The following is a 22,584-nucleotide window of genomic DNA, read 5'->3' as shown; positions in this document are numbered from 1 at the left end:
GCCGGATCAGACGGTGCCGATACCGGTGAAGCCCGCGACGACGTACGAACCCGAGGTCTTGAGGGCCTGCGGCGAGAAGTGTTCCCGGAGGAAGCCGTGGCCCTGCTCCTGGGCGGGGCGCGACCTCTGGCCCAGGAAGGTGTTGACCTGGTCGGGCAGGCGGTCGAAGAAGAAGCTGCGGCGGGGGAGCCACTCGACGCCGAACTTCGCGGCCTCCTCGGCCATGAGCTCCTCGGTCGCGATGTTCGCGTAGCCGCTCCGCTGGTAGGGCAGCACGTGGTGGACGCGGTGGCTGGACAGCCCGGCCGAGAGGAAGCAGTCCACGTACCGGTTGCCCGAGATCTTGAGATCGTAGGCCTGGTTGAGCTGGTTGACCGCCCAGTCCTCGGTCTCGACCTCGGGCAGGTCGTCGACGTCGGTCTCGAAGTCGTGGCTCGCGACCACCAGGAAGGTGCTCACCCACAGCACGGCGACGAACTGCGCGACCCACGCCCAGATGTCGCCCAGGAACAGGAACAGCAGGAACTCGCCGATGAGCACCGCGCGCATCGCGAAGGCGCCGATGAAGTGCGGCAGCGCGCCGCGCAGCGACCCGTACATGTCGGCCACGCCGACCTGCCGGGTGAGCTTGACGATCTCGAAGAGCCGCATCGTCATGCCCGTGGCGGTGTGGCCGAACTTGTGCAGCGTGTGGATGGGGATCCGGTACCAGCGCGGGATGTCCATCATCATGGTGAACACGTTCTTCTTGATGTCCACCTCGCTCTGCGTGTGCGGGTGGTGCAGCAGGGCGTGCCCGTCGGCGGTGACGAACGACAGCGCGACGTAGTTGATGTCGAAGGCGTTGACCAGGACCTTGGTCGCACCCTTCTGGGCGCGGTGGATCGCGTAGTGGCCGAACCCGGCGAGCGAGCTCCGCAACATCACCATGAGCAGCACGAACAGCCAGATCGGCATCCAGGACGGGACGCTGAGCCGGGCCGCGATGACGGCCACGTACGCGACGGCCAGAACCGCGGCGGTGATGTTGAACCAGCGGTCCATGCGCTTCACGCGCGCCTTCATCGCCGGGTCCCGCAGGCGCGCCTTCACGGCGTGCAGCAGATCCTTCGGATCGTCGAACCGGTAGCGCGGCGTGTCGCGCCAGCTGTCGAAGCCGTCCTTGAACAGGAATGCGGGAGCGTTGTTCTTCGGGTGCACGTCCACGACCTCGGCGTCGCGATCGAGCGCGAACCGCTGCAGCATCTTCTCGATCTTCTCGGGATTGGGGTGATACGACCCGATGATCGACGTGATGTCGCGATTCTTGGAACGGCCGATGAAGAATTCTCCGCCGGGATGCTTGTTGATCCATTCCGTGAGGTCGTACGCGCGGCCCTTGTAGACCCATACGTTCGACAGCTGCGGGCCGCCGCCGGGGCCGGGCATGCGGCCGAGGTCGCGCGGCCCCGGGTCGCCGGGCCCGCCGGGGTCCTCGTCGCCGGTGAAATCCCGGCCCCGCGGTCCCGCGGGCCGCCGGCCCGGATCGCGCTCATCGGTCGCCGACGCACCGTCGCGACCTGCGCCGCCACCGCGTCCGGGGTTCGTTCCGCGGGTGAGGTCGCGGGGGCCCGGATCGTCGGCGCCGCGCTCGGCGGGATCCGCCGGCGGGTTGATATTGGTGGACACTTGTCGTTGCCTCCTGAGCCAGTACCGGTTTCCCGGTCCCGTACACCATCTCCACGTACGCTAATGGATCGCTGAAGGCGGGCTTGCCGCTACCATCCAGTGTCCGATTCGCCGGGAAGTAGAGGGCGCGAATGCTTCGATCGGCTCCAGAATTCATGCATACTTCTTCCGTGAGGCGGGACTTCCGCTTTTCATTCACGCCGGGCGCGATGTCGCCCGGTCAGATTTCCAGGGGGGAACCCATGAAGTTCACGGCATCGCGCACGGCCCTCGCGCTGCTCGCCGCAGGTGCACTGGTGCTCACCGGCTGCGCCGACAAGAAGTCCACCGACGCGACCTCGACGACCACCGCGACGTCCGCACAGAACGGCGCCTCCGGCTCCCCGACCGCGAAGCCCTCTGTCGACGCGAACGGCCTGCCCACCGTGCAGATCGTCAAGGACGCGGCCCTCGCCACGCGCGAGACCTACTCCGAGCACCTCACGCTCGCGGTCGACAAGGGTATCAAGGGCCTGCCCGTCACCAGCGTCACCGGCGACATCATCTCGTTCAAGGACACCAAGCGCGTAGCCGCGCAGGGTGAGGCCAATGTCGTGACCGACGACAAGGGCACAATGGCACAGACCAAGTTCGTTGTGATCGACGGAATGATGTACGCCGATTTCGGGGGCGCGAAGTATCGCGGGATCGGCAAGACCGGCGAGAAGGGCGTCTACGACCCCGCGATCATCCTGGACCAGGAGAAGGGGCTCGCGAAGATCCTCGACGCGCTGCAGAACCCGAAGGTCGAGGGCAAGGACACCGTCAACGGCCTCAAGACCGTGAAGGTCTCGGGCACCGTCGACACGCACATCCTGGACCCGCTGCTTCCGCAGATCACCGATATCGCCCAGCGTGGCAACGCCGGTACGAACCTGCCGATCACCCTGTGGATCGTCTTCGACGCGTCGGCCGACCCGATGCCCAAGCCGAACGTGACGCGCATGGAGGTCAAGCTCAAGGAGCTGCCGATCACCCTGAACCTCACCGAGTTCGGTAAGGACGTCAAGATCGAGAAGCCGGCCACCTAGGCAGCACGAGCCAGCGGGAGTCATCGAGCGCCCGTCGACGCCTTTGGGGGAGCGTTGACGGGCGTTCGTGCTTTGGGGACGAGTTCGGCTAGATCTCGAACGAAGTATGGTGCCGGCGGTGAAAGCGGGAATCTCTCGCAGGTCTGTGATCGTGCATACTGCTACCCATGCGCGGGGAAGACTACGGTGGCTATCGGCTCGTTCGGCGGCTCGGGGAAGGCGGGATGGGGGCGGTTTGGCTTGCGGAGCATCCACGATTGCCTCGGAGTGTCGCGGTCAAGATCTTGAGTCCGATGTTTAGTGCCAGTAGTGATTTCAGGGCCCGTTTCTACCGGGAGGCGGAATTGCTGGCAGCTATGTCGCACCCGGGGATCGTTCAGGTGTTTGACCGTGGCGAAAGTCACGGGCAAGTATGGATTGCGATGGAGTACGTCGAGGGTGAAGACGCCGGAATATTACTTCGTAAGAATTTGTGGACTCCGAAACTTGTCAACCAAGTCGTTCGGCAAATCGCAAGTGCACTCGACTACGCTTGGGTCGATCATCGTGTAACCCACCGCGACGTCAAGCCTGCAAATATTCTGGTAGACGTCCGCGCGGACGGGGTCATCCGTCACGCGAAACTCGCGGATTTTGGTATAGCGAAAGCTGCCGGTGAGTCGACTTCGCTGACCGCCACCGGTATGGCGATCGGCACGTTCGCCTATATCGCACCGGAGGTATTGAACGGCGGACACGTCGATAACCGAAGTGATGTGTATTCGCTCGTCGCGACATCGTATCAACTTCTGTCGGGTCGTTTGCCGTTTGAGGAGTCTTCGCAGGCTGCGCTGGTCGGAGCGCACCTGAGTAGGTATCCAATGCCGATTACCGATCGAAATCCTGCGCTGCCAGGCGCGGTTGACGCGGTGTTTTCGAGAGGCTTTGAAAAGGATCCTCGACTTCGATTCCAGACGGCTGGCGAATTTGCATCGGCACTCGATGAAGCTTTGGCCTCCACGGAGGTGGCCAAGGAGAGCCCGACCGTCACGACCTTTGGGGCTGCCGCGGAGTTGTCTGCGTGGGATGTCACCGCTCAGCGGCTAAACCCGTCAGCGTCGCGCGAGGTAGATCCTTTCAGTGAAACCGTGTTGCGGCATCGGGCGCCGGATGAGTTTGTTCCGCCAGCCAACGGCAGCCGTCATCGAAACCTGCTCATCTCGGCCGGGTTGATTGGTACGGCTCTGCTTGTGGCAGGCGTAGTCGGAGCAACGCAGATCCGCGGTGATGAGCCGAGCGTCGGCGACGGCACGCATCTGACGACTGCCGCGGCCGCGAGCGGCGCGTCGGGCGCACCGTCGGCGGCACCGCCCGTCGACGCGAATGGCCTACCCACTGTGCAGATCGTCAAGGATGCGGCCCTCGCCACGCGCGAGACCTACTCCGAGCACCTGACGCTCGCGGTCGATAATCGTATTCAGGGCCTGCCCGTCACCAGCGTCGATGGTGACGTCATCTCTTTCAAGGACACCAAACGCGTGGCGGCACAGGGTGACGCGACGGTGCGGGTCGCGACGAACTTCGTCCAGACGAAGTTCGTCGTGGTCGACGGCGTCATGTACGCCAATCTCGGTGGCGCGAAGTACCAGCCGATGGGTAAATCTGGCGAGAAGGGTGTCTATGACCCCGCGATCGTCCTGGACCCGGATAAGGGTCTGGCGAAGGTGCTCGATTCGCTGCAGAACCCGAAGATCGAGGGCAAGGACACCGTCAACGGCCTCAAGACCGTCAAGGTGACAGGCATCGTCGATACCAAGGTGCTTGATCCGCTGTTCCCTCAGATCGCTGAGATTGCCACGCACGGCAACGCTGGCACGGCGCTTCCGACCACGCTGTGGATCGCTTTCGATCCGTCGGCCAACCCGCAGCCGAAGCCGAACGTCACGAAGATGCAGGTCATGCTCAAGGACGGCAACATCGACCTGAACCTCAGCGACTTCGGTAAGGACGTCAAGATCGCCAAGCCTGCCACGTAGCTTCGCCAGAATTCGTGATGCCTCTGCGCGCGGGCCACGGACCTCTGGGGCACGCTGAGAGCAGCGCCGCACGAACAGATAGTCGCCGCCCTGAACCTTGAGGGTTATTCAGCCACGAAGAGAATTCGTGATTCCCCTGTAATTCTCTCGGCGTGTCGCACGAAAAGCGACCACCATTTCTGAAAGAATTCTTGTAACACCAAGAATTGAACAGAAATGACCGCGGTACATGTACAATACCACCGGGTTTTCCCGGGGCGATATCGAGGAGCTCACCCGCCGGATTCGCGCCGCAGCCGAAACCACGCGAGAACACATCGGGCACCCGCCGTCGTTGGGATTGTTCACTTGCATGCGCGTCACCCTGGCGTATCTCAGAAGAAATGTCGCGCAGGTTTTCCTCGCCGAGATGACAGGCTGCTCGCAGGCGACGATCTCGCGGGCGATCAGCGCAGTACAGCCGTGGATCTGCCGCGTCCTCGAGCCGCTATCCACCGCGGAACATCGTCCGATCAGAAGACAGCGGGCCAGGCGCGGACAACGGCGAGCAGCCGATCGCGGATCGGGGCGGCCCGCTCGGCGAGCGCGACCTGCTGCCGCACGTACTCGTTCCGACCCTCGCGCGTCTCGATCGCGATGGGGGAGAAGCCGTGGTCCGCGAGGTCGTAGGGGCTGGCGCGCATGTCCAGCTCCCGGGCGTCGCGGGCCAGATCGAAGGCGTCCGCCACCAGGTCCGACGGTGCCCCAGGGGCCAGTTTGAAGGCCCATTTGTAGAGGTCCATGCCCGCGTGCAGGCAGCCGGGCTGCTCGCTCGCGACCTGTGTCTCGCGGGACAGCTCGGCGAGATTGCGCGGTGCGGCGTCGGGGGTGAAGAACCGGAACGCGTCGTAGTGGGTGCACCGCAGGCTCCCGGCGCGCACCACGTCGTCGGTGCCCTCCGGCCCGAGCCGGAGCGGCACCGGGTGCCGCGTCTGGTCGGCCTCGCGGAAGACCATGGCCCACTCGTGCAGTCCGAAACAGCCGAAGACCGGCGCGCGGGTGGCGGTGGTCTCGAGCAGACGCGCGACGTACTCCGCGGTGCCCGCGCGCTTGGCGAGCACGGCCGGATCCCGGGTCACGAACGTCCCGGCGACCTCGTAGCCCCGGAGTCCGCCGAACTCTTCAGCGGCGAGCGGTCCGTCGAGCTCGACCCCGAGGCCCGGATGCCACCGCAGCAGGTGCGCGGGCCGGTGCCCGTAGTACGTGAACAGGAAATCCCACACGGGGTGCCTCTCGCCACGGGCGGCCCGGCGGCGATGCGCGTCCACGAACGGTTCGAGGCGGGCGCGGTGGGCGTCCGCGAGCGGCCGCCACTGCGCATCGGTGAGGACGGTGCGGGCCGGACTCACACCCGGTGCGTCCCGTCCCGGACGGTGCCGACGAACTCCTCGACCACGTCCTCCAGGGCGACGATGCCGATGGTCCGGCCGTGGTCGTCGGCGACGGCGGCCAGGTGCCCGCCGAGGCGGCGCAGGTGCGAGGTCGCCTGGTCCAGCGACAGCGCACCGTCGACGACGGGGAGCGGGCGGATGCGACCCGCGCCGATCACCGTGTCCGGTCCGACGGCGGCGTCCATGATGTCCGGCAGCACGTCCTTGACGTGCAAGTACCCGGTGAACGCGCCGTCGCGGCTGCGGACGGGGTAACGGGAGTAGCCGGTCTCCGCGACGGCGGACTCGATGTCGCCGAGCGTGGGTCCCCACGTGCCGTTCGTGCCCTGCACGGCCTGCAGTCCGCGGATCTCGATCAGCGGGATCGCGACGTCGGCGACGGTGCGGCGCGAGGTCTGCAGCGCGCGGGTGAGCCGGACTCGCTCCTCGGCGTCGATGAGGCCCTCGTCGTGCGATTCGGCGATGAGCTCGGGCAGCTCGCCCGCGGACACGGTGCCCTCGAGCTCGTCTCGGGGCTGCACGCCCAGCGCCCGGAGCACCAGCATCGCGAGCCAGTTGTACAGGGCGATGAGGGGGCGGGCGATCCGGACGAACCACAGCAGCGGCGGCACCAGCAGCATGGCCGCGGCCTCGGGACCCGCGAGCGCGATGTTCTTGGGCACCATCTCGCCGAGCAGGATGTGCATGACCACCACCAGCGACATCGACACCGCGAACGAGATCGGGTGCAGCAGCGCGTGGGGCACGTGCGCCCACTCGAGAGGGACCTCGAGCATCCGGGCGATGGCCGGCTCGCCGACCTTACCCAGCAGGATCGAGCAGATCGTGATGCCCAGCTGGCACGCCGCCAGCATGAGCGAGAGCCGTTCCGAGGCCCTGATCACGGCGCGCGCCGAGCTCCGGCCCTGCTCCACCAGCGTCTCGAGGCGGTCCTTGCGGGCCGCGATGAGCGCGAACTCGGCGCCGACGAAGAAGGCGTTGGCGGCGAGCAGCAGCACCGTGAGGAAGATGTACAGAACGTCAATCATGGCTCAGCTCCACCAGGTCGACGCGGCGGCCGTCCATCCGGGCGACGCGCGCCGTCCACACCGGCGCGACGGCGGCACCGTCGTCCTCGAGCAGCGAGGGATGCTGCGGGAGTTCGACGACATCGCCCACGGCCGGGATGCGGCCGAGGAGGAACATCACCAGGCCGCCGAGGGTGTCGTAGTCGCCCTCGGGCGCGCGGTAGTCGGTGTCGCGCTCCACCTCGTCGATGCGCAGCAGGCCCGAGCACAGGAAGCCGCTGTCGGTGCGCTGCACGTCGACGGGCTCGTTCGCGTCGTGCTCGTCGCGGACGTCGCCGACGATCTCCTCGATGAGGTCCTCGACGGTGACGATGCCCGCGGTGCCGCCGTACTCGTCGACGACGAGAGCCATCTGCAGCCCGTTCGCCCGCAGCTGCTCCATCAGCGCGTCGCCGTCGAGCGTCGCGGGCACGACGGGCGGCGTGGTCGCGATCGCGGCGACGGGCACCGTCGAGCGGCGCTCCGCGGGCACCGTCAGCGCCTGCTTGACGTGCACGAGCCCGACGGTGTCGTCCAGGTCGCCCCGGACCACGGGGAAGCGGGAGCGGCCCGACTCGATCGACAGTGTCACGAGGTCGGCGACGGTGGCGTCGGCCTCCAGCGAGTCGATCCGCTGACGTGGCGTCATGAGGTCCTCCGCGGTGAGCTCGCCGAACTCCAGAGACCGGCCCACGAGCTCCGCGGTCATCTCGTCGATCGCGCCCGACGCGGCCGAATTGCGCACCAGCGCACTGAGTTCCTGCGCGGATCGGGCCGAGCTCAGTTCCTCCGCGGGCTCGATGCCGAGCCGGCGGACCAGCCCGTTCGCCGACGAGTTGAGGAAGGTGATCGCCCAGCGGAACACGGCGGAGAACGCGGCCTGCGGGCCGGCGCTCCAGCGCGCGGTCTGCAGCGGGCGGGCGATGGCGAGGTTCTTCGGCGCCAGCTCGCCCAGCACCATCGACAGCGAGGTCGCGAGGACCAGCGCCAGCACCAGGGTCAGGGCGGCGACGACGGCCTCGGGGGCACCGGTCCACTCCAGCGCGGGGCGCAGGAACTTCGAGAGCACCGGCTCCGCGAGGTAACCGGTGACCAGCGTCGTGATCGTGATGCCGAGCTGGGCGCCCGACAGTTGGAAGGTCAGGGTCCGGTGGGCCCCCTGCACCTGCTTGGAGCGGCGGTCGCCGCGCTCGCGGACGTCCGCGTCGACGGTCGACTTCTCGAGCGCCGTCAGCGAGAACTCGGCCGCGACGAACAGCGCCGTGCCCAGCGTCAGGGCGAGGAAGCCGACGATGGCGCCGACCGTTATCAGGGCGCTAGCCATCGGAGCACCCCGCTGCGGCGGTGGCTCGTCGTCGGCGTTTGCCCGGTCTTCGGACCGTCATGTTCCTTCCCAGGATCGCGAGGAGATTCGAAGAGCATCCTACCGGCGCGGCCGGCGAGCGCTCACCAACCGCCGGGCAGGGGCCGGCCCTCGGCGAACCCGGCCGCGCTCTGCACGCCGACGGTGGCCTTCGCGTGGAACTCCGGGACGGACCGGGCACCCGCGTAGGTGAACGAGCTGCGCACCCCCGAGGTGATGCGGTCCAGCAGGTCCTCGACGCTCGGGGCCTCCGGGTCGACGCGGATGCGCGAGCTGGAGATGCCCTCCTCGAACAGCGACTTGCGGGCGCGGTCGAAGGCGCCCTCGCCGGCTGTGCGGGCGGCGACGGCGCGCTTGGACGCCATGCCGAAGCTCTCCTTGTACGCGGAACCGTCGGTCGCGTACTTCATGTCGCCCGGGGACTCGTAGGTGCCGGCGAACCACGAGCCGACCATGACGTTCGACGCACCGGCGGCCAGCGCGAGTGCGACATCGCGCGGGTGCCGCACGCCGCCGTCGGCCCACACGTGGGCGCCCAGCTCGCGGGCGGCAGCCGCGCAGTCGAGGACGGCGCTGAACTGCGGCCGCCCGACACCGGTCATCATGCGGGTGGTGCACATCGCGCCGGGGCCCACGCCGACCTTGACGATGGTGGCGCCGGCGTTCACCAGGTCGCGGGCGCCGGCGGCGGCGACGACATTGCCCGCAGCCAGCGGCAGTCCGAGGTCGAGCGCGGCGACGGCCTCGAGCGCGTCGAACATCTTGGCCTGGTGGCCGTGCGCGGTGTCGACGACCAGCACGTCGGCACCGGCCTCGGCGAGCGCGCGGGCCTTGGCGGCCACATCGCCGTTGATGCCGACGGCGGCGGCGATGCGGAGCTTGCCGGCACCGTCGACCGCGGGGCTGTAGATGCCCGCGCGGACCGTGCCCGTGCGGGTGAGGACGCCGTGCAGGCGGTCGTCACCGTCGACGAGGACCGCCAGGTCGGAGTGGTCCTTGTCCAGCAGGTCGAAGATCGCCTCGGGCGCGGTACCCGCGGCGGCGCAGACGAAGGACGTGGTCATCACGTCGCGCAGGCGGGCGAACCGGTCGACGCCCTCGCACGCGGCCGTGGTCACGAGGCCGATCGGGCGGTTCTCGCCGTCGACGACGACGACCGCGCCGTGCGCGCGCTTGGGCAGCAGCGCGACCGCGTCGCTCACGGAGTGCTCGGCGCTCAGCGTGACCGGGGTGTCGGCCACGAGGTCGCGGCTCTTGACGTAGGCGATCGTGTCGGCCGCCGCTTGGAGCGGGAGATCCTGGGGGAGGACGACGATGCCGCCCCGCCGGGCCACCGTCTCCGCCATGCGACGGCCTGCGACCGCCGTCATGTTGGCGACGACCAGCGGGATGGTGGTGCCCGTGCCGTCGACCGAGGAGAGATCCACGTCGAACCGGGAGGTCACGTCCGACCTGTTCGGGACGAGGAAGACATCGTCGTAGGTCAGGTCGTACTGCGGGCGGCTATCAGGAAGGAACTGCACGTGTGGTCATCCTACTCGATCACGCCGTGGCGCGGCTCACGGCCGGGATCAGTGCATGACCAGGCGGTAGAGCTCGGTCAGCCAGGGGACGGCCACGGCCACCGTGGGCACCACCAGGATCAGGCCCGCGAGCAGGTAGACCGCGCCGTTGAACATCGTGCTCGCCGGGGGCATCGACAGTCGCTCGACCCGCACGACGGTACCCGTCGACCCGACCGCGAGGGCGCCCCGCGGGGCGGGACTCTTGGCGCAGGTGACCAGCGCATTGGCCAGGGGGAGCGGACCCGCGGCCGCGACGGCCTCGTCGTCGGCGAGAAGCTCGACCAGCAGCTTGACGGAGTCGAGTGCCGCCGAGGAGCGGACGACGCGCGGGAACGCGTGGTGCACCGCGGTGAAGGCCTCGAGCACCAGGTCGTGCCGGGAACGCAGGTGGGCGCGCTCGTGCGCCAGCACCGCGGTCAACTCCTCGTGGCTGAGCTGGGTGAGCGTGCCGACACTGAGTACCACGCGGTGCCGCAGCCCGGGCAGGCAGTAGGCGAGCGGCTCATCGACGCCGAGCACCCGCAGGTCCGCGGCGGAGACGGGGTGGTCACCGTCGACCGCCTGGGACAGGATGTCGACGACGGTGCGGTGCCGGGCCCGGCGCCACCGCGTGCGGACGGCCAGCCGGACGGTGGAGGTGATCAGGCGCGCGCCGATGATCAGGGTGAACGCGAAGGCGATCACCGACACCGTCCACGGCACGGCTCCGAGCTGGCGGATCTCGTCGATCGGATTCGTGGTGGGGCGGCCGTCGGCGCCGGGGACGAGGAGGCGGCTCGCGATGACCAGGCCGGCGCTGAACGCCGAGAGCACGGCGGCGAGCGCAATGGCCTGCCACAGCACGAGCGCGGCGCGGGGCGCGCGGATCGGCCAGGCGGCCCGGGACAGCCATGTGGGCACCGGTCCTGCGAGCAGCAGGGCCAGCACTCCGAAGATCAGGGCCGCCATGGGCTTGAGCCTACTGGTTCAGGACGACCGCGTGGGACGCTCGGCGGCGCGGTCGACCCCGGCCTCGAGCTTGGCGAGGGCGCGGCGCAGCGCCTCCGCCTCGTCAGCGCCGACGCGCTCGACGAAGTGGACGAGAGCTGCCTCGCGGGAGCTCTCGGCCTGCGCGAGTGCGTCGAACATGAGGTCCGCGACGAGTTCCTCGCGGCCGAAGGTCGCGGCGTAGCGATGCGCCCGGTCGGTGCGGATCTGCGTGACCAACTTCTTCTTCGCGAGCCGCTGCAGCACCGTCATCACGGTCGTGTACGCGAGTTCACGGTCAGCGGAGAGCGATTCGTGCACCTGTCGCACGGTCTGCGGTTCGGTGGACGCCCACAGGTGGTCCATGACCGCGCGCTCGAGATCTCCCAATGCCGCCATTGCACCGATTCTACTCGGGATGGTCCACACCGCTACGACAGGCTGTCGTAATCCACGCCACATTGATGAGGGCTTGCTAAGTTAGGGGAGGCTGCCCTAGAGTGAGTCATGTCGCCGAGAGCGACACGAGATCCACATCGGACCGGTTCGCGAACTGAGGGCTGCAGTAATCCGCCCGGTCTGTGCCAAGGCGGGTCCGGGGATGGCTGAGCCCCGGGCCCGCCGCTCTCGTTTTCAGCGGCGATCGCTCCGCGGGGCGGTCAGTCCTTCGGCATCACGAGCCAGAGCAGCAGGTAGAGCAGGAACTGCGGACCCGGCAGCAGGCAGGACACCACGAACAGCACGCGCACGAGGGTGGCGTCGATCCCGAAGTAGCGGGCGATGCCGGCGCACACGCCGCCGATCCAGTTGTTCTGCAAGTCGCGGGCGAAGCGCTTCTGCGGTGCCGGGGTGTAGGGGGACTGGGTGAAGGGCGTGTTCTCGGTCATGACTCCACGATGCCGTCCGCCGGGCCCGTCCCGCATCGGGGTCTTCCCGGAATCCGGCCCGGAGATCGCCCCGGCGGTGCGTCGCCCTAGGGTGGGTTCATGACGCAACCGACCCCCGGACAGCAGCAGGTCATCGACGGGATCCAGGCCCAGGGCACAGCCGGCTTCGACTCGCTCCTCGGCCTCGAGTACACCGCGCTCACGCCCGACGGCGTCCGGGCGACGCTCACCCTGCGCCCCGAGCTGCACCAGCCCTTCGGCATCACCCACGGCGGCGTGTACTGCGCGATCGTGGAGTCGGTCGCCAGCGTGTCGGGCGTGATCTGGCTCGGCGGCAGCGGTCACGTCGTCGGCGTGAACAACAACACCGACTTCCTCCGCGCCCTCTCCAGCGGCGTGCTGTCGATTCGCAGCACCCCCATCCACCGGGGCCGCCGGCAGCAGCTGTGGCTCGTGGAGATCGACTCCGAGGACGGCAAGGCCGTTGCGCGCGGGCAGGTCCGGCTGCAGAACATCGAGGCGTAGCAGCTAGCGGTTGGACCACGCGGCCACCGTGTCGCCCGCGGCATCCCGTCGTACCAGCGCGATGTCCGAGCGGCCCGACTGGTTCGCGGCCCAGTGCAGCGCGGACCAGTCGAACGCCGATGCGGGCAGGATGACACGTTAGGGCAGGTCGGCCAGGACCTCCCCGTCCTTGGTCGGCATCGCTTCCGCGGGCGCGTCGGCACGCGTTCGGACACCGATCTCGACGGTGTCGCCGCGCTCGGCGACCACGAACGCGTCGACGTTCCCCCACGGGACGGCCGAGCGGCGCACCCGCACGTCCTCGGCGGACGCCTGGAACAGCGTGGCGGACGCCACGTGCTGGCCGATCACCGCCACCATCCCGGCGATGAACAGCGGCCGGGCGGCGACGCCGAGGCCGGCCTTGTCCAGCAGGTACGCGGCACCCGCGAACACGACGATGCCCGCGACGAGCTTCGCAGCCAGCCGCAGCGGCGCGTAGGAGACCGTGACGTGGTAGCGGGCCCGCGCCAGCAGGGTGCGGGAGCCGAAACCTGCTGCGACGCAGACCGCCGCGGCGATCACCGCGAGCGACCACGCGCCCGGGCCGCCCTCGTCGAGCGCGAACAGGAGCGTCACGACGGCGACGATCCCGGCGAGGATCGAGACCAGTTGCACGGGCTTGCCCACACCGGCGGCCTTGCGCATGCTGCGGACCGCCGCGTCGTGCGAGACGGGAGCTGTGGAGTAGGGCACGGTGCCTCCTGGGAGTCGGAATCTCTTCGAGCACCCTAGGACCGTGCGCTTGCGCCGGAGTTCGGCTCGCTAGCCCCGGGCTCGTCGACGACGATCGATCACGGCCGCTCCGCCGACCAGGAACGCGAAGCCCGCCAGGGCGCCGACCGCCGTGAGCATCGTGGTGAGGGCGGTTCGGCCGTCCGCGACGTATTCGACGTCCACGCGCTGGTAGGGCTCGTCGGTGGCCGCCCGGCCGAAGCGGAAGTCGGTGGTGATGGACTCGGGGGCAGCTTCGGTGGTGATCCGGGTGAGGTAGTCGCCCACGCCGGCGGACAGCTCCGTCAGACGCGGGTCATGGGTCGCAGCTCCGATCCGGCCGGCGAACTCGAGCGTCGTATCCTGGCGGCCGCGGTCGGCGTCGGTGCGCTCCACTCTGTGGTGCCCCAACGCGTAGACGGTGACGCGCTGGCTCTGGCGGGCCGCCCGGGACATGCGCATGGGGTAGACGAGCTCGGTGCTCGGGAAGGTGAGCCGGACCGGCTTGAGCCCGCCGCGCAGGTCGTCGCCGACGAGGCGCAGTGCCACGAAGGACCATCCGTCGGCCACGTATCCGGTCAGGGTGGCCGCAACCTCGGCGCGCAGCGCGAAGCCGTTGTCGGAGAGCCAGCGCTGCAGCCCCGGGGCGTCGCCGCCGCGGAGCGTCACCGCCTCGATCGGGCCTATCCGGACCCGGCCGAGTACCTCGGGGGCGCCGGGGTTGCCGGCCCCCATGAGCGGGATGAGGTTCGGGAAGCCGAACAGCCTGCGCCGCGTGTCGACGCGGGGTTTGGTGATCCACCCCAGCTCGGTGAACGTCTCCGCCGTGCCGCCGCTGACGGTGGCCGGGGCGGGCGTCGGTACGACCAACGCGCCGCGGTCGCCGGCGGACTGCAGCGCGAGGCGCATCTCGATGGTTTCGGTCCGGCCGTCTCCGCTCACCAGCGCGATCTCCTGCGTAGCGGTGGCGTCCACCCCGTCGGGCATCGCCGGTGCGCCGCACGCGCACGCGGACGCGGTCGGTGCGGAGACGAGGGAGGTGGCCGCGAGGAGGGCGACGAGCGCCGATCGGCAGAGCCGCGACCACGACGATGTCGAATACTGTGCCATCGATGCAGTGTAGCGTCGATATCGATCGGGTTGCCGGAAACGGGACGAGCGCGCTCCCGATCGGGAGCGCGCTCGTTCATCCTGTGCGGGGCCGGTGTCAGCCGGCCTTCTCAGCCTTCTCCGCCTCGGCCGACGGTGCGCCCGGGGCCTCCACCTGGACGTCCGCCTTGGGCCCGGACTTCGGGAGTGCCTTGGTGGGCGAGCTGGTGTGCACCGGCGGGATCGCCGGCTTGGCACCGGTCTGCAGCGCGTCGAGTGCCGTCCGCGCGTAGACCTGCTGCTCGGTGATCGTCATCTGGCCGCGCTTGTTGGTCAGGAAGGTGATGGCCCACGACGTCAGCGTGATGACGCGGTTCTGGTAACCGACGATGTACCACAGGTGCAGCGCCAGCCAGCCGACCCAGGCCAGGAAGCCGCCGAACTCCAGCTTGCCGACCTTCGCCACGGCGCTCGCGCGCGAGACGGTGGCCATCGACCCCTTGTCGAAGTACTTGAAGGGCTTGCGCTCGGCCGGGGTCTGGCCCTTGAGGCCGGCCTCGATCGCCTTGGCCGCGTAGGTCGCGCCCTGGATGGCGCCCTGCGCCATGCCGGGCACGCCGTCGACCAGCATCATGTCGCCGACGACGAAGACATTCGGGTTGCCGGGGATCGTGAGGTCCGGCAGGACCTTGACGCGGCCCGCGCGGTCGGTCTCGGCGCCGGACTGGTCCGCGAGGACCTTGCCCAGCTTGCTCGCGGCGACGCCGGCGGACCACACCTTGCACTGCGCCTCGATGCGCCGCTGGGTGCCGTCCTTCTCCTTGACGACGAGGCCGTCGGCGTCGACGTCGACCACCATCGCGTTGAGCTGGATCTCGACGCCCATCTTCTCGAGCCGCTTGGCCGCCATGGTGCCGAGCTTCTCGCCCATCGGGGGGAGCACGGCCGGGGCGGCGTCCAGCAGGATCACGCGTGCCTCGGTGGGGTCGATGTTGCGGAACGCGCCCTTGAGCGTGTTGTCCGACATCTCCGCGATCTGCCCGGCCAGCTCGACCCCGGTGGGGCCGGCGCCGATCACCACGAAGGTGAGCAGACGCATGCGCTCCTCGTGATCGTTGGACAGCTCGGCCTGCTCGAAGGCGCCGAGGATTCGACCACGCAGCTCGAGCGCGTCGTCGATGGTCTTCATGCCCGGCGCGAACTCGGCGAACTGGTCGTTGCCGAAGTAGGACTGGTCCGCGCCGGCCGCCACGATGAGGCTGTCGAACGGGGTGATCGTCTCGCGCTCGAGCAGGTGGCTGGTGACGGTGCGGTTCTCGAGGTCGATGTCGGAGACCTCGCCGAGCAGCACCTCGGCGTTGCGCTGCTTACGCAGGATCATCCGGGTCGCGGGGGCGATCTCGCCCTCGGAGAGGATGCCCGTCGCGACCTGGTAGAGCAACGGCTGGAACAGATGGTGAGTGGTCTTCGCGATCATCGTCACGTCGACGTCCGCGCGCTTGAGGGCCCGGGCGCCGAACAGGCCGCCGAAGCCCGAACCGATGACGACCACCCTGTGGCGGTGCGTTCCGTCGTTCATTACTCTCGCTGCTCCTGGTATCGCGTCGTAGCCGGGATCCCCGGCATGTGCAGTCCTACCGTAGTCCCCTGCTCAACTCTCGTCGCGGCGCACGCCCGAACCCGTGGCGCGGCGCTCGCGGTACGCGGCCACGTGGGTCCGGTTCCCGCAGTTCCCCTCGGTGCAGAAGCGTCGGGAACGGTTCTTCGACAGGTCGACGAGAACCCGGTCACAGTCGTCGGCCGCGCAGGTCTTGAGGCGGTCCACGCTGCCGCTGCGGACCAGGTCGACGAGGGCCATCGCGAACTCGGCGCGCATCCGGACGGGGAGCGGGGCGTCGTCGGGGGTGAAGTGCAGGTGCCAGTCCCAGGCGCCGTGCCGGGTGAGGCGCGGTTGCTGCGGCGTGGCGGCCAGCATCTCGTTGACCAGCCGGGCGACCTCGTCGGGGTGGCCGGCGGCCCACGCGTCCGCCAGCTCGGCGCGCAGCTCGTGGATGGGTGCCAGGTCCTTCGTCTCCGCGGAGCTCCAGCCGGTGAACTCGTGCTGCCGCAGGTACTCCTTCAGCGCCGTGGCGGTGCCGAGCCTTTCCTCCTGTCCGTAGTCGGTGTTCACGAGGTCGGCGGCCATGATCAACGAGGGCTCGGTGTCATGTGCGAATTTCATTTGACTCCTTACGGCCGGTGCCGCTACTGTCACTAGCGTACTTCATTTGACTCCTTACTGATGGCTCGAACACGGAGGTGACGCATGGGTCGGGGTATCGCTATTGCACTGGTGTCGGGCTTCGCGTTCGCGATGTCCGGCCCGTTCGGCAAGCCGCTGCTCGCCGCCGGGTGGAGCCCGGCCGGCGTGGTGCTCGTGCGCATCTGGATCGCTGCGATCGTCACGCTGGTCCCGATGCTGATCTTCGCCCGCGCGCGGCTCGCCACGCTGCGGCACGCACCCTTCACGGTCCTCGCGTACGGCCTGCTCGCGGTGCTCGGCGTGCAGCTCGCGTACTTCAACGCGATCGCGCACATGTCGGTGACGGTCGCCCTGCTCATCGAGTTCTCCGCACCGCTGCTGGTGCTGTTGTACCTGTGGGCCCGGTTCGGGAAGCGCCCGACGGTGCGCACCGCCCTCGGTGCGGCCCTGGCGGTCGCGGGGTTGATCGCGGTCGTGGGTGCGGCATCGGGCGGTGCGGTCGTCTCGCCGATCGGCCTGGCCTGGGCGTTCGTGTCGCTGGTGGGCCTCGCGGCGTACTTCCTTCTGGCCGAGGACGGTACTCGCGCCGACGACCTCGAGGTCGAGGGCGCGGACGGTGCGAAGCCCGCCGTGGACCAACTCGCCCTCGCGGCCGGCGGCCTGCTCGTGGGTGCGGTCGTGCTGTCGCTGACCTCGCTGGCCGGACTCACTCCGGTGCGGATCTCGACCCAACCCGTGGTCCTGGGCGGCCTCGGCACGACGCCGTGGTGGGTGCCCGCCGTCGTCATCGGCGCGGTCGCCACGGGCCTGGCGTACGTCGCCGGTATCGTCGCGATCAACCTGGTCGGCCCGACGCTCGCGTCCTTCCTCGGGTTCTCCGAGGTCATCGCGTCCGGCGTGGTGGCCTGGCTGATGCTGGGGGAGGCGCTCACGCCCCTGCAGATCGTGGGCGCCGTGGCGATCGTCGCCGGTGTGATCGCCGTCAAGCGGGGCGAGCGTCGCGATCCGGACGAGTCCGGGCGGCCCGTCGCTCCAGCCAGTCCGCACGATGGATCTCGTACTCGACCCGTGCGTACGGCGTGAGGTCCGCATCGCCCTCGTCGCCGAGGTCGACCTCGCCCTGCAGCGACTCCCAGTCGAGCATCGCGATGTCCAGTTGGGACATCCCCAGCCCGGCGAGCACGCGCCGTGACGCGAGGTTCGACCATGCCGTGGAGGCGTAGACGCGACCGGTGAGGCCGCGCGCGAAGGCGTGGTCCACCAGGGCGTGCGCCGCCTCGGCGCAGAACCCCCGTCGACGGTGCGCCTCCGCCACCGAGTAGCTCAACTCCAGGCCGCGCGCGCTGCTGTGCCGGGAGGCGCGCAGCGCGATGCGGCCGAGCGTGCGGCGGGTGTGCCGGTCGACGATGTGGAACCGGCCGTCGAAGACGGCGGAGCCGGGGGTGCCGGCGGCAGGGGCGAGGTGGAGACGAGCCGTCTCGATGTGCGCCTGCAAATCACCCCTCACGGTGCACAGCGTATCCGCTCGGGCCCCGCGGGAGGCGCAGTTCCCGCGGGTGTCGCGACGGCGGAACGCCGATGGCTGCCATACTGTCCGGCGTGACGTACCGAATCGCTCTAGCCACCTCCGCGGCGCAGCCGGACCTCGACGACCGCGGCCAGGAGATCCTCGCCGCCCTGCGCGCTGCAGGCCATGAGGCCGAGGCCGCCGTGTGGACCGACTCGAGCGTCGACTGGGAGCAGTTCGACGCCGTCGTGATCACGGGTGTGTGGGACTACGCGCAGCGCTACGACGACTTCCTCGGCTGGGCCTGGCGCGCCGCGGCGCAGTCGCTCGTGCTCAATCCCGAGCCGCTCGTCCGCTGGTACGCCGATAAGCGTTACCTCGCCGACTACGCGTCCGAGGGTCTGCCGATGGTTCCCGCGCAGTTCATCACCGTGCACGACGCCACGCTCGATCACGACTACCTCGGTGTCGACCACGTCGTCCGGCCCACGATCAGTGGCGGCCTCGCCGAGGCCTTCCGGTTCGGCCCGGAGGACGGCGCCGCGAGCCGCGCGAAGCTCGAGGAGATCAAGGCGGCGGGTACGTCGGTCATGGTCTTCCCGTACGTCGGCGAGGTCGGCAGCGTCTCGCTGGTCTACATCGGCGGCGAGTACAGCCACGCCTTCGGTCGTGACCTGGCCGCCGAGGTGAACGCGGAGCCGGCCGACGGGCGCCCCGTCGAGGTGCTGTCCGATGTCGAGCCGACGGCGGCCGAGCGCGAGATCGCCGACGCCGCGCTCAAGCCCATCGACCCCGCCAACCCGCCGCTGTACGTGCGCGTCGATCTCGTCCGTACCCCGGAGGGTGACCCGCTGATCCTCGAGGTCCAGGTCGTCCAGCCCGACCTGCACCTCGAGCGCGTCGAGAATGGTGCGGTGAAGTTCGCCGATGCCGTCGTCGCCCGGATCGCCTCGACGAAGGCCTGACCGGCACCGTCGTACCACGTCAGAAGCCTCCGCCCGGATACCGGGCGGGGGCTTCTCGCGTTGAGGGGTTGCCAATCGAACTATCGCGATATATCGTGAACGCATCGGGTCGCGAAACATGTGACCCCCTACCGAAAGGAGTGCCACCATGCGTAGGCACACTCACGATGAGCGCTTCGATGCGCGATTCCGCAACAGCGGCTTCCCGTCCGAGTGCGGCCCCGGAGAGGGTCGTGGAGAGGGCCGCGGCGAAGGCCGAGGCCGCGGTCGTGGCCGTGGATTCGGCCCGGGCGGGCCGGGTTTCGGTCCCGAGGCCTTCGGACCCGGCGGCCCCGGTTTCGGGCCCGGTGGGCCCGGACCGTTCGGCCCGGGCGGCCCCGGAGGTCACCGCGGTCGCGGGCGGGGCCGCGGTCGCCGCGGCGTCCAGCGCGGCGACGTCCGGATCGCAGTGCTCCGGCTCCTGGAGACCGAGCCGATGCACGGCTACCAGATCGTCTCCTCCATCGAGGAGCGCACGGCGGGGGCCTGGAAGCCCAGCCCCGGCGCCATCTATCCGACGCTCAGCCAGCTCGAGGACGAGGGGCTGATCACCATCGAGCGCGAGAACGGCCGCAAGGTCGCCACGCTCACCACCACCGGCCGCGAGTACATCGAGACCGCACTCGCGGATGCGCCGGATCCGTTCGCGGGCTTCGACGGCGGCTCGGCCGAGCGCGGCCATCTCCGCGAAACGCTGCGCGAGCTGCACGAGGTCACGCGGCGGGTCGCCCGCACCGGTGATCCCGAGCAGACCGCCGCGGTCGACACCATCCTCGGCGACGCGATCAAGCAGGTCTACCTGCTCCTCGCCGGCGTGGACCGCACGCCCCCGGCGGCGGCCGACACGGTCACCGAGTCGGCCGATCCGGACGGCGAGCAGTAGTCACCCGGTGCGCGCGGGTCAGATCCGGCACCAACCGGACGGGGGCACCGGGATGAATCTCCCGGTGCCGCTCGGCCGGTAGCTCGGCCACCAGGTCGACGGTGCCGTCCGCCCCCGCGGGGGCGACGCTGCTGGTCACCCGGCAGCGCCCGCCCGCCACACTCACCTCGACGACGGTGCCGGACAGTCCGGCACCGTCGTCGTTCGTGGCGATGAGGTCGAGGTCGGCCGGCCCGAACACCCACGCCCCGTCGCCGTCCGGCAGCAGGTTCATCCCCGCCAGCCGGGCGGCGAACGGCGTCGCCGGGGAGAGCAGGAGGTCGGCGGCGGGACGCTGATCGGCGATGCGGCCGTCCTCGAGCACGGCCGCCTGGTCGGCGAGGGCCACGACATCGGCCGCATCGTGGGTGATGAGCACACAGGTGCGCCCCTCGAGCAGGGAGCGCAGAACCGACCGGACCTCCGCCCGGGCGCCCACGTCGAGCGCGGAGAGGGGCTCGTCGAGCAGGAGGACCTTCGGCTCGGCCGCGAGGGCACGGGCGAGCGCGACCCGCTGCGCCTGGCCGCCACTGAGCTCGTGCGGGCGCCGGTCCCGCAGGTGCGCCGCGCCGACGGCCTCGAGCCAGTGGTCCGCCGCGGCCGCCGCGGCCCGGCGGTCCGCGCCCGCGCTGCGCGGCGCGAAGGCCACGTTGGCGTGCACACGCAGGTGCGGGAACAGACGTGCGGTCTGGCCCAGCAGCGCCACTTTCCGACGGTGCGCCGGAACCCACCGCCCGGCACCGTCGAAGACGGTCTCCCCGGCGACGACGACGCGGCCGGAGTCCGGCCGGACCAGCCCCGCCACGGCGTCGGCGACGGTCGACTTGCCGGTCCCGTTGGGGCCGAGGAGGGCGAGGGTCTCGCCGTCGGGCACCGTGAACCGGGCGTCGACGCCGCGCTCGCGCACCTCGACGTCCAGGTGCAGGCCAGGGGTCACGTCCGCCATGCGCGCACCCCGTACACCGCCGAGACGATCACCGCGGCTGCGGCCAGGAGGACCAGCGACAGCGCCACCGCCGCCTGCGGATCGGTCTCGTTGCGCAGGTAGATCTCCAGCGGCAGCGTGCGGGTGGTGCCCGCGAGCGAGCCGGCGAAGGTGAGGGTCGCGCCGAACTCGCCGAGCGCCCGCGCGAAGGTCAGCACCACGCCGGAGGCGATGGACGGCAGCACCAGGGGGAGGGTGATGCGGCGCAGCACGATCGACGGCGAGGCGCCCAGGGTCGCGGCGGTCCGCTCGTAGTCCGTGCCGAGGGTGCGCAGCGCGCCCTCCACGGCGAGCACGAGGAACGGCAGTGCGACGAAGGCCTGCGCCAGGACCACGGCCACCGTCGTGAATGCGATGTGCCCGCCGATCCCGCCGTACTGGCCCACCAGGCCCCGCCGGCCGAAGGCGTAGAGCAGCGCGATGCCGCCGACCACCGGGGGCAGCACCAGCGGCAGCAGCACCAGCGGTCGCAGGACCCCGACGAACCGGGATCGGCTGCGCGCGAGGATCACCCCGAGCGGGACGCCCAGCACGATGCACAGCAGCGTCGCCGCGAACGAGGTCTGCAGGGACAGGACCAGCGCGGTCCGGGAATCCTCCGAGGTGACGAGGTCCCCGAACCGCGGCCAGTCGACCTTCGCCACGATGCCGATCAGGGGCACGAGGACGAAAGCCGCGCCGAGCGCGGCGGGGACGACGATCCAGCGGGGGAACGCCCTGTCGGCGCCGGGGGCGGAGCGAGCGGGCCGGTTCAGCTGGGCGCCCCGAAGCCGGCCGCCGTCAGGGCCGCCCGGCCCTCGGGGCCACGGACGAACTCGACGAACTCCTTCGCGCCCGCGGTGTTCTTGGCGGCCGTCAGCGGCGCGATCGGATAGACGTTGACGGCACCGTCGGCCTGCGGGAAGTCGACGGACCCGACGGCGCCGTTGGTCCCCTTGACGTCCGTCTTGTAGACCAGGCCCGCGTCGGCCTGGCCGTGCCGGACCTTGGCGAGCACGCTCGAGACGGAGTCCTCCTCGCTGACGGGATGCAGGGTCACGTCGGCGGCCTTGGTCACCTTGGCGGTGGCCGTGCCGCACGGCACGGGCTGCGCGCACACCACGACGCTGACGTCGGGCTTGGCGAGGTCGGCGAGCGCGGTGATGCGCTTCGGGTTGCCGGGGGCGGTGGCGATGGTGAGGACGTTGGTGGCGAAGGGCTGCGGGTCGGTGACCAGCGACGCCGTCTTGGCCTTGTCCATGGTGGGGGTGTCGGCCGTGGCGAAGACATCGGCGGGCGCGCCCTGCGTGAGCTGCGCGAGCAGCCCCGACGAGCCGCCGAAGGAGAACTTGACCGTGGTCCCGGGGTGCTTCGCGCCGAACTCGGAGCCCAGCTTCTCGAAGGTGACCTGCAGGCTGGCTGCGGCGTAGACGATCACGGTGCCGCCCGACCCGGCCGCGGCGGACGAGGGAGAGGAGGCGCCGTCGCCCGATGTCGAGCAGGCGGCGAGGCTCGCGGCGAGCACCGCGGCGGTCAGAAGTCGTGTGGCGCGCATCGCGTCTCCCGGT

22 protein-coding genes are annotated in these 22,584 nt (G+C 69.9%); 6 read left to right on the top strand and 16 right to left on the bottom strand.

Going from position 1 to position 22,584, the window contains the following annotated elements:
- Positions 1-6: 6 nt before the first annotated feature.
- Positions 7-1,428: a fatty acid desaturase gene (locus tag AXK60_RS04460; protein WP_068569958.1), complete on the bottom strand. Its 1,422-nt coding sequence runs from the start codon at positions 1,426-1,428 to the stop codon at positions 7-9.
- 482 nt (positions 1,429-1,910) lie between these two features.
- Here AXK60_RS04460 and AXK60_RS04455 point away from each other — a divergent pair, with 482 nt between their 5' ends.
- Both AXK60_RS04455 and AXK60_RS25560 read left to right on the top strand, forming a co-directional pair.
- Entirely contained in the window at positions 1,911-2,738 is an 828-nt protein-coding gene (locus AXK60_RS04455; protein WP_068569807.1) for an LppX_LprAFG lipoprotein, read from the top strand.
- A gap of 167 nt (positions 2,739-2,905) precedes the next feature.
- Entirely contained in the window at positions 2,906-4,753 is a 1,848-nt protein-coding gene (locus AXK60_RS25560) for an LppX_LprAFG lipoprotein (protein ID WP_082777779.1), read from the top strand.
- A 512-nt stretch (positions 4,754-5,265) separates the two neighbouring features.
- Here the strand turns inward: AXK60_RS25560 and AXK60_RS04445 are convergent.
- From AXK60_RS04445 to AXK60_RS04415, 7 genes are all read right to left on the bottom strand, one after another.
- Positions 5,266-6,141 carry a 3-methyladenine DNA glycosylase gene (locus AXK60_RS04445; protein WP_068569805.1) on the bottom strand — a complete coding sequence of 292 codons (876 nt, stop codon included), beginning with the start codon at positions 6,139-6,141 and terminating at the stop codon, positions 5,266-5,268.
- The gene (locus AXK60_RS04440) at positions 6,138-7,211 is read right to left on the bottom strand and encodes a hemolysin family protein (protein ID WP_068569804.1); all 1,074 of its coding nucleotides are present in this window, start codon (positions 7,209-7,211) and stop codon (positions 6,138-6,140) included. Before AXK60_RS04440 ends, AXK60_RS04445 begins: the two co-directional genes overlap by 4 nt.
- Positions 7,204-8,553, bottom strand: coding sequence for a hemolysin family protein (locus AXK60_RS04435; RefSeq protein WP_068569803.1), 1,350 nt, complete (start codon positions 8,551-8,553; stop codon positions 7,204-7,206). The genes AXK60_RS04440 and AXK60_RS04435 overlap by 8 nt, the downstream gene beginning before the upstream one ends.
- A gap of 122 nt (positions 8,554-8,675) precedes the next feature.
- Positions 8,676-10,115, bottom strand: coding sequence for a GMP reductase (gene guaB1, locus AXK60_RS04430; RefSeq protein WP_068569802.1), 1,440 nt, complete (start codon positions 10,113-10,115; stop codon positions 8,676-8,678).
- A gap of 48 nt (positions 10,116-10,163) precedes the next feature.
- A complete protein-coding gene (locus AXK60_RS04425) occupies positions 10,164-11,105 on the bottom strand; it encodes a M56 family metallopeptidase (RefSeq protein ID WP_068569801.1) in 942 nt (313 codons plus the stop codon).
- 18 nt (positions 11,106-11,123) lie between these two features.
- Positions 11,124-11,522 (bottom strand): BlaI/MecI/CopY family transcriptional regulator, encoded by a 399-nt coding sequence (locus tag AXK60_RS04420; protein ID WP_068569800.1) that lies wholly within the window; start codon positions 11,520-11,522, stop codon positions 11,124-11,126.
- Positions 11,523-11,782: 260 nt separating this feature from the next.
- Positions 11,783-12,010 (bottom strand): PspC domain-containing protein, encoded by a 228-nt coding sequence (locus AXK60_RS04415; RefSeq protein ID WP_068569799.1) that lies wholly within the window; start codon positions 12,008-12,010, stop codon positions 11,783-11,785.
- 99 nt (positions 12,011-12,109) lie between these two features.
- Between AXK60_RS04415 and AXK60_RS04410 the strand changes: the two genes are divergently transcribed.
- On the top strand, positions 12,110-12,535 hold the full coding sequence (locus tag AXK60_RS04410; protein ID WP_082777778.1) for a PaaI family thioesterase: 426 nt from the start codon (positions 12,110-12,112) through the stop codon (positions 12,533-12,535).
- 138 nt (positions 12,536-12,673) lie between these two features.
- On the opposite strand, the gene AXK60_RS04405 is transcribed toward AXK60_RS04410, so the two are convergent.
- The 4 genes from AXK60_RS04405 to AXK60_RS04390 all read right to left on the bottom strand — a co-directional run bounded on the left by AXK60_RS04405 (position 12,674) and on the right by AXK60_RS04390 (position 16,598).
- Complete coding sequence (locus AXK60_RS04405; RefSeq protein WP_068569798.1) at positions 12,674-13,270, bottom strand: hypothetical protein; 597 nt, start codon at positions 13,268-13,270, stop codon at positions 12,674-12,676.
- A 69-nt stretch (positions 13,271-13,339) separates the two neighbouring features.
- Positions 13,340-14,398, bottom strand: coding sequence for a DUF2330 domain-containing protein (locus tag AXK60_RS04400; RefSeq protein ID WP_068569797.1), 1,059 nt, complete (start codon positions 14,396-14,398; stop codon positions 13,340-13,342).
- A gap of 97 nt (positions 14,399-14,495) precedes the next feature.
- Positions 14,496-15,956 carry an NAD(P)/FAD-dependent oxidoreductase gene (locus AXK60_RS04395; RefSeq protein WP_068569796.1) on the bottom strand — a complete coding sequence of 487 codons (1,461 nt, stop codon included), beginning with the start codon at positions 15,954-15,956 and terminating at the stop codon, positions 14,496-14,498.
- A 72-nt stretch (positions 15,957-16,028) separates the two neighbouring features.
- A complete protein-coding gene (locus AXK60_RS04390; RefSeq protein WP_068569795.1) occupies positions 16,029-16,598 on the bottom strand; it encodes a CGNR zinc finger domain-containing protein in 570 nt (189 codons plus the stop codon).
- A gap of 84 nt (positions 16,599-16,682) precedes the next feature.
- Here AXK60_RS04390 and AXK60_RS04385 point away from each other — a divergent pair, with 84 nt between their 5' ends.
- Entirely contained in the window at positions 16,683-17,702 is a 1,020-nt protein-coding gene (locus AXK60_RS04385) for an EamA family transporter (protein WP_082777777.1), read from the top strand.
- Here the strand turns inward: AXK60_RS04385 and AXK60_RS25555 are convergent.
- Entirely contained in the window at positions 17,602-18,126 is a 525-nt protein-coding gene (locus tag AXK60_RS25555) for a GNAT family N-acetyltransferase (protein ID WP_175399921.1), read from the bottom strand. The two genes, AXK60_RS04385 and AXK60_RS25555, sit on opposite strands and share 101 nt — an antisense overlap.
- A 92-nt stretch (positions 18,127-18,218) precedes the next feature.
- Here AXK60_RS25555 and AXK60_RS04380 point away from each other — a divergent pair, with 92 nt between their 5' ends.
- Both AXK60_RS04380 and AXK60_RS04375 read left to right on the top strand, forming a co-directional pair.
- On the top strand, positions 18,219-19,091 hold the full coding sequence (locus tag AXK60_RS04380; protein ID WP_139057729.1) for a hypothetical protein: 873 nt from the start codon (positions 18,219-18,221) through the stop codon (positions 19,089-19,091).
- Between the two features lie 148 nt (positions 19,092-19,239).
- Positions 19,240-20,013 (top strand): PadR family transcriptional regulator, encoded by a 774-nt coding sequence (locus AXK60_RS04375; protein WP_082777775.1) that lies wholly within the window; start codon positions 19,240-19,242, stop codon positions 20,011-20,013.
- Here the strand turns inward: AXK60_RS04375 and AXK60_RS04370 are convergent.
- From AXK60_RS04370 to modA, 3 genes are read right to left on the bottom strand one after another with little or no spacing between them, the layout of a single operon-like run.
- Complete coding sequence (locus AXK60_RS04370) at positions 19,979-20,998, bottom strand: sulfate/molybdate ABC transporter ATP-binding protein (protein WP_068569791.1); 1,020 nt, start codon at positions 20,996-20,998, stop codon at positions 19,979-19,981. The genes AXK60_RS04375 and AXK60_RS04370 overlap by 35 nt on opposite strands.
- On the bottom strand, positions 20,986-21,792 hold the full coding sequence (locus AXK60_RS04365; RefSeq protein ID WP_068569956.1) for an ABC transporter permease: 807 nt from the start codon (positions 21,790-21,792) through the stop codon (positions 20,986-20,988). Before AXK60_RS04365 ends, AXK60_RS04370 begins: the two co-directional genes overlap by 13 nt.
- Positions 21,789-22,571 (bottom strand): molybdate ABC transporter substrate-binding protein, encoded by a 783-nt coding sequence (gene modA, locus AXK60_RS04360; RefSeq protein WP_068569790.1) that lies wholly within the window; start codon positions 22,569-22,571, stop codon positions 21,789-21,791. The genes AXK60_RS04365 and modA overlap by 4 nt, the downstream gene beginning before the upstream one ends.
- Positions 22,572-22,584 lie beyond the last annotated feature (13 nt).

The sequence above is a fragment of the Tsukamurella pseudospumae genome, from assembly GCF_001575195.1.
In the GTDB taxonomy this organism is placed as follows: domain Bacteria; phylum Actinomycetota; class Actinomycetes; order Mycobacteriales; family Mycobacteriaceae; genus Tsukamurella; species Tsukamurella pseudospumae.
Note: the sequence above shows the minus strand (reverse complement) of the source record. Positions and strands in the feature narration are given on the sequence as shown.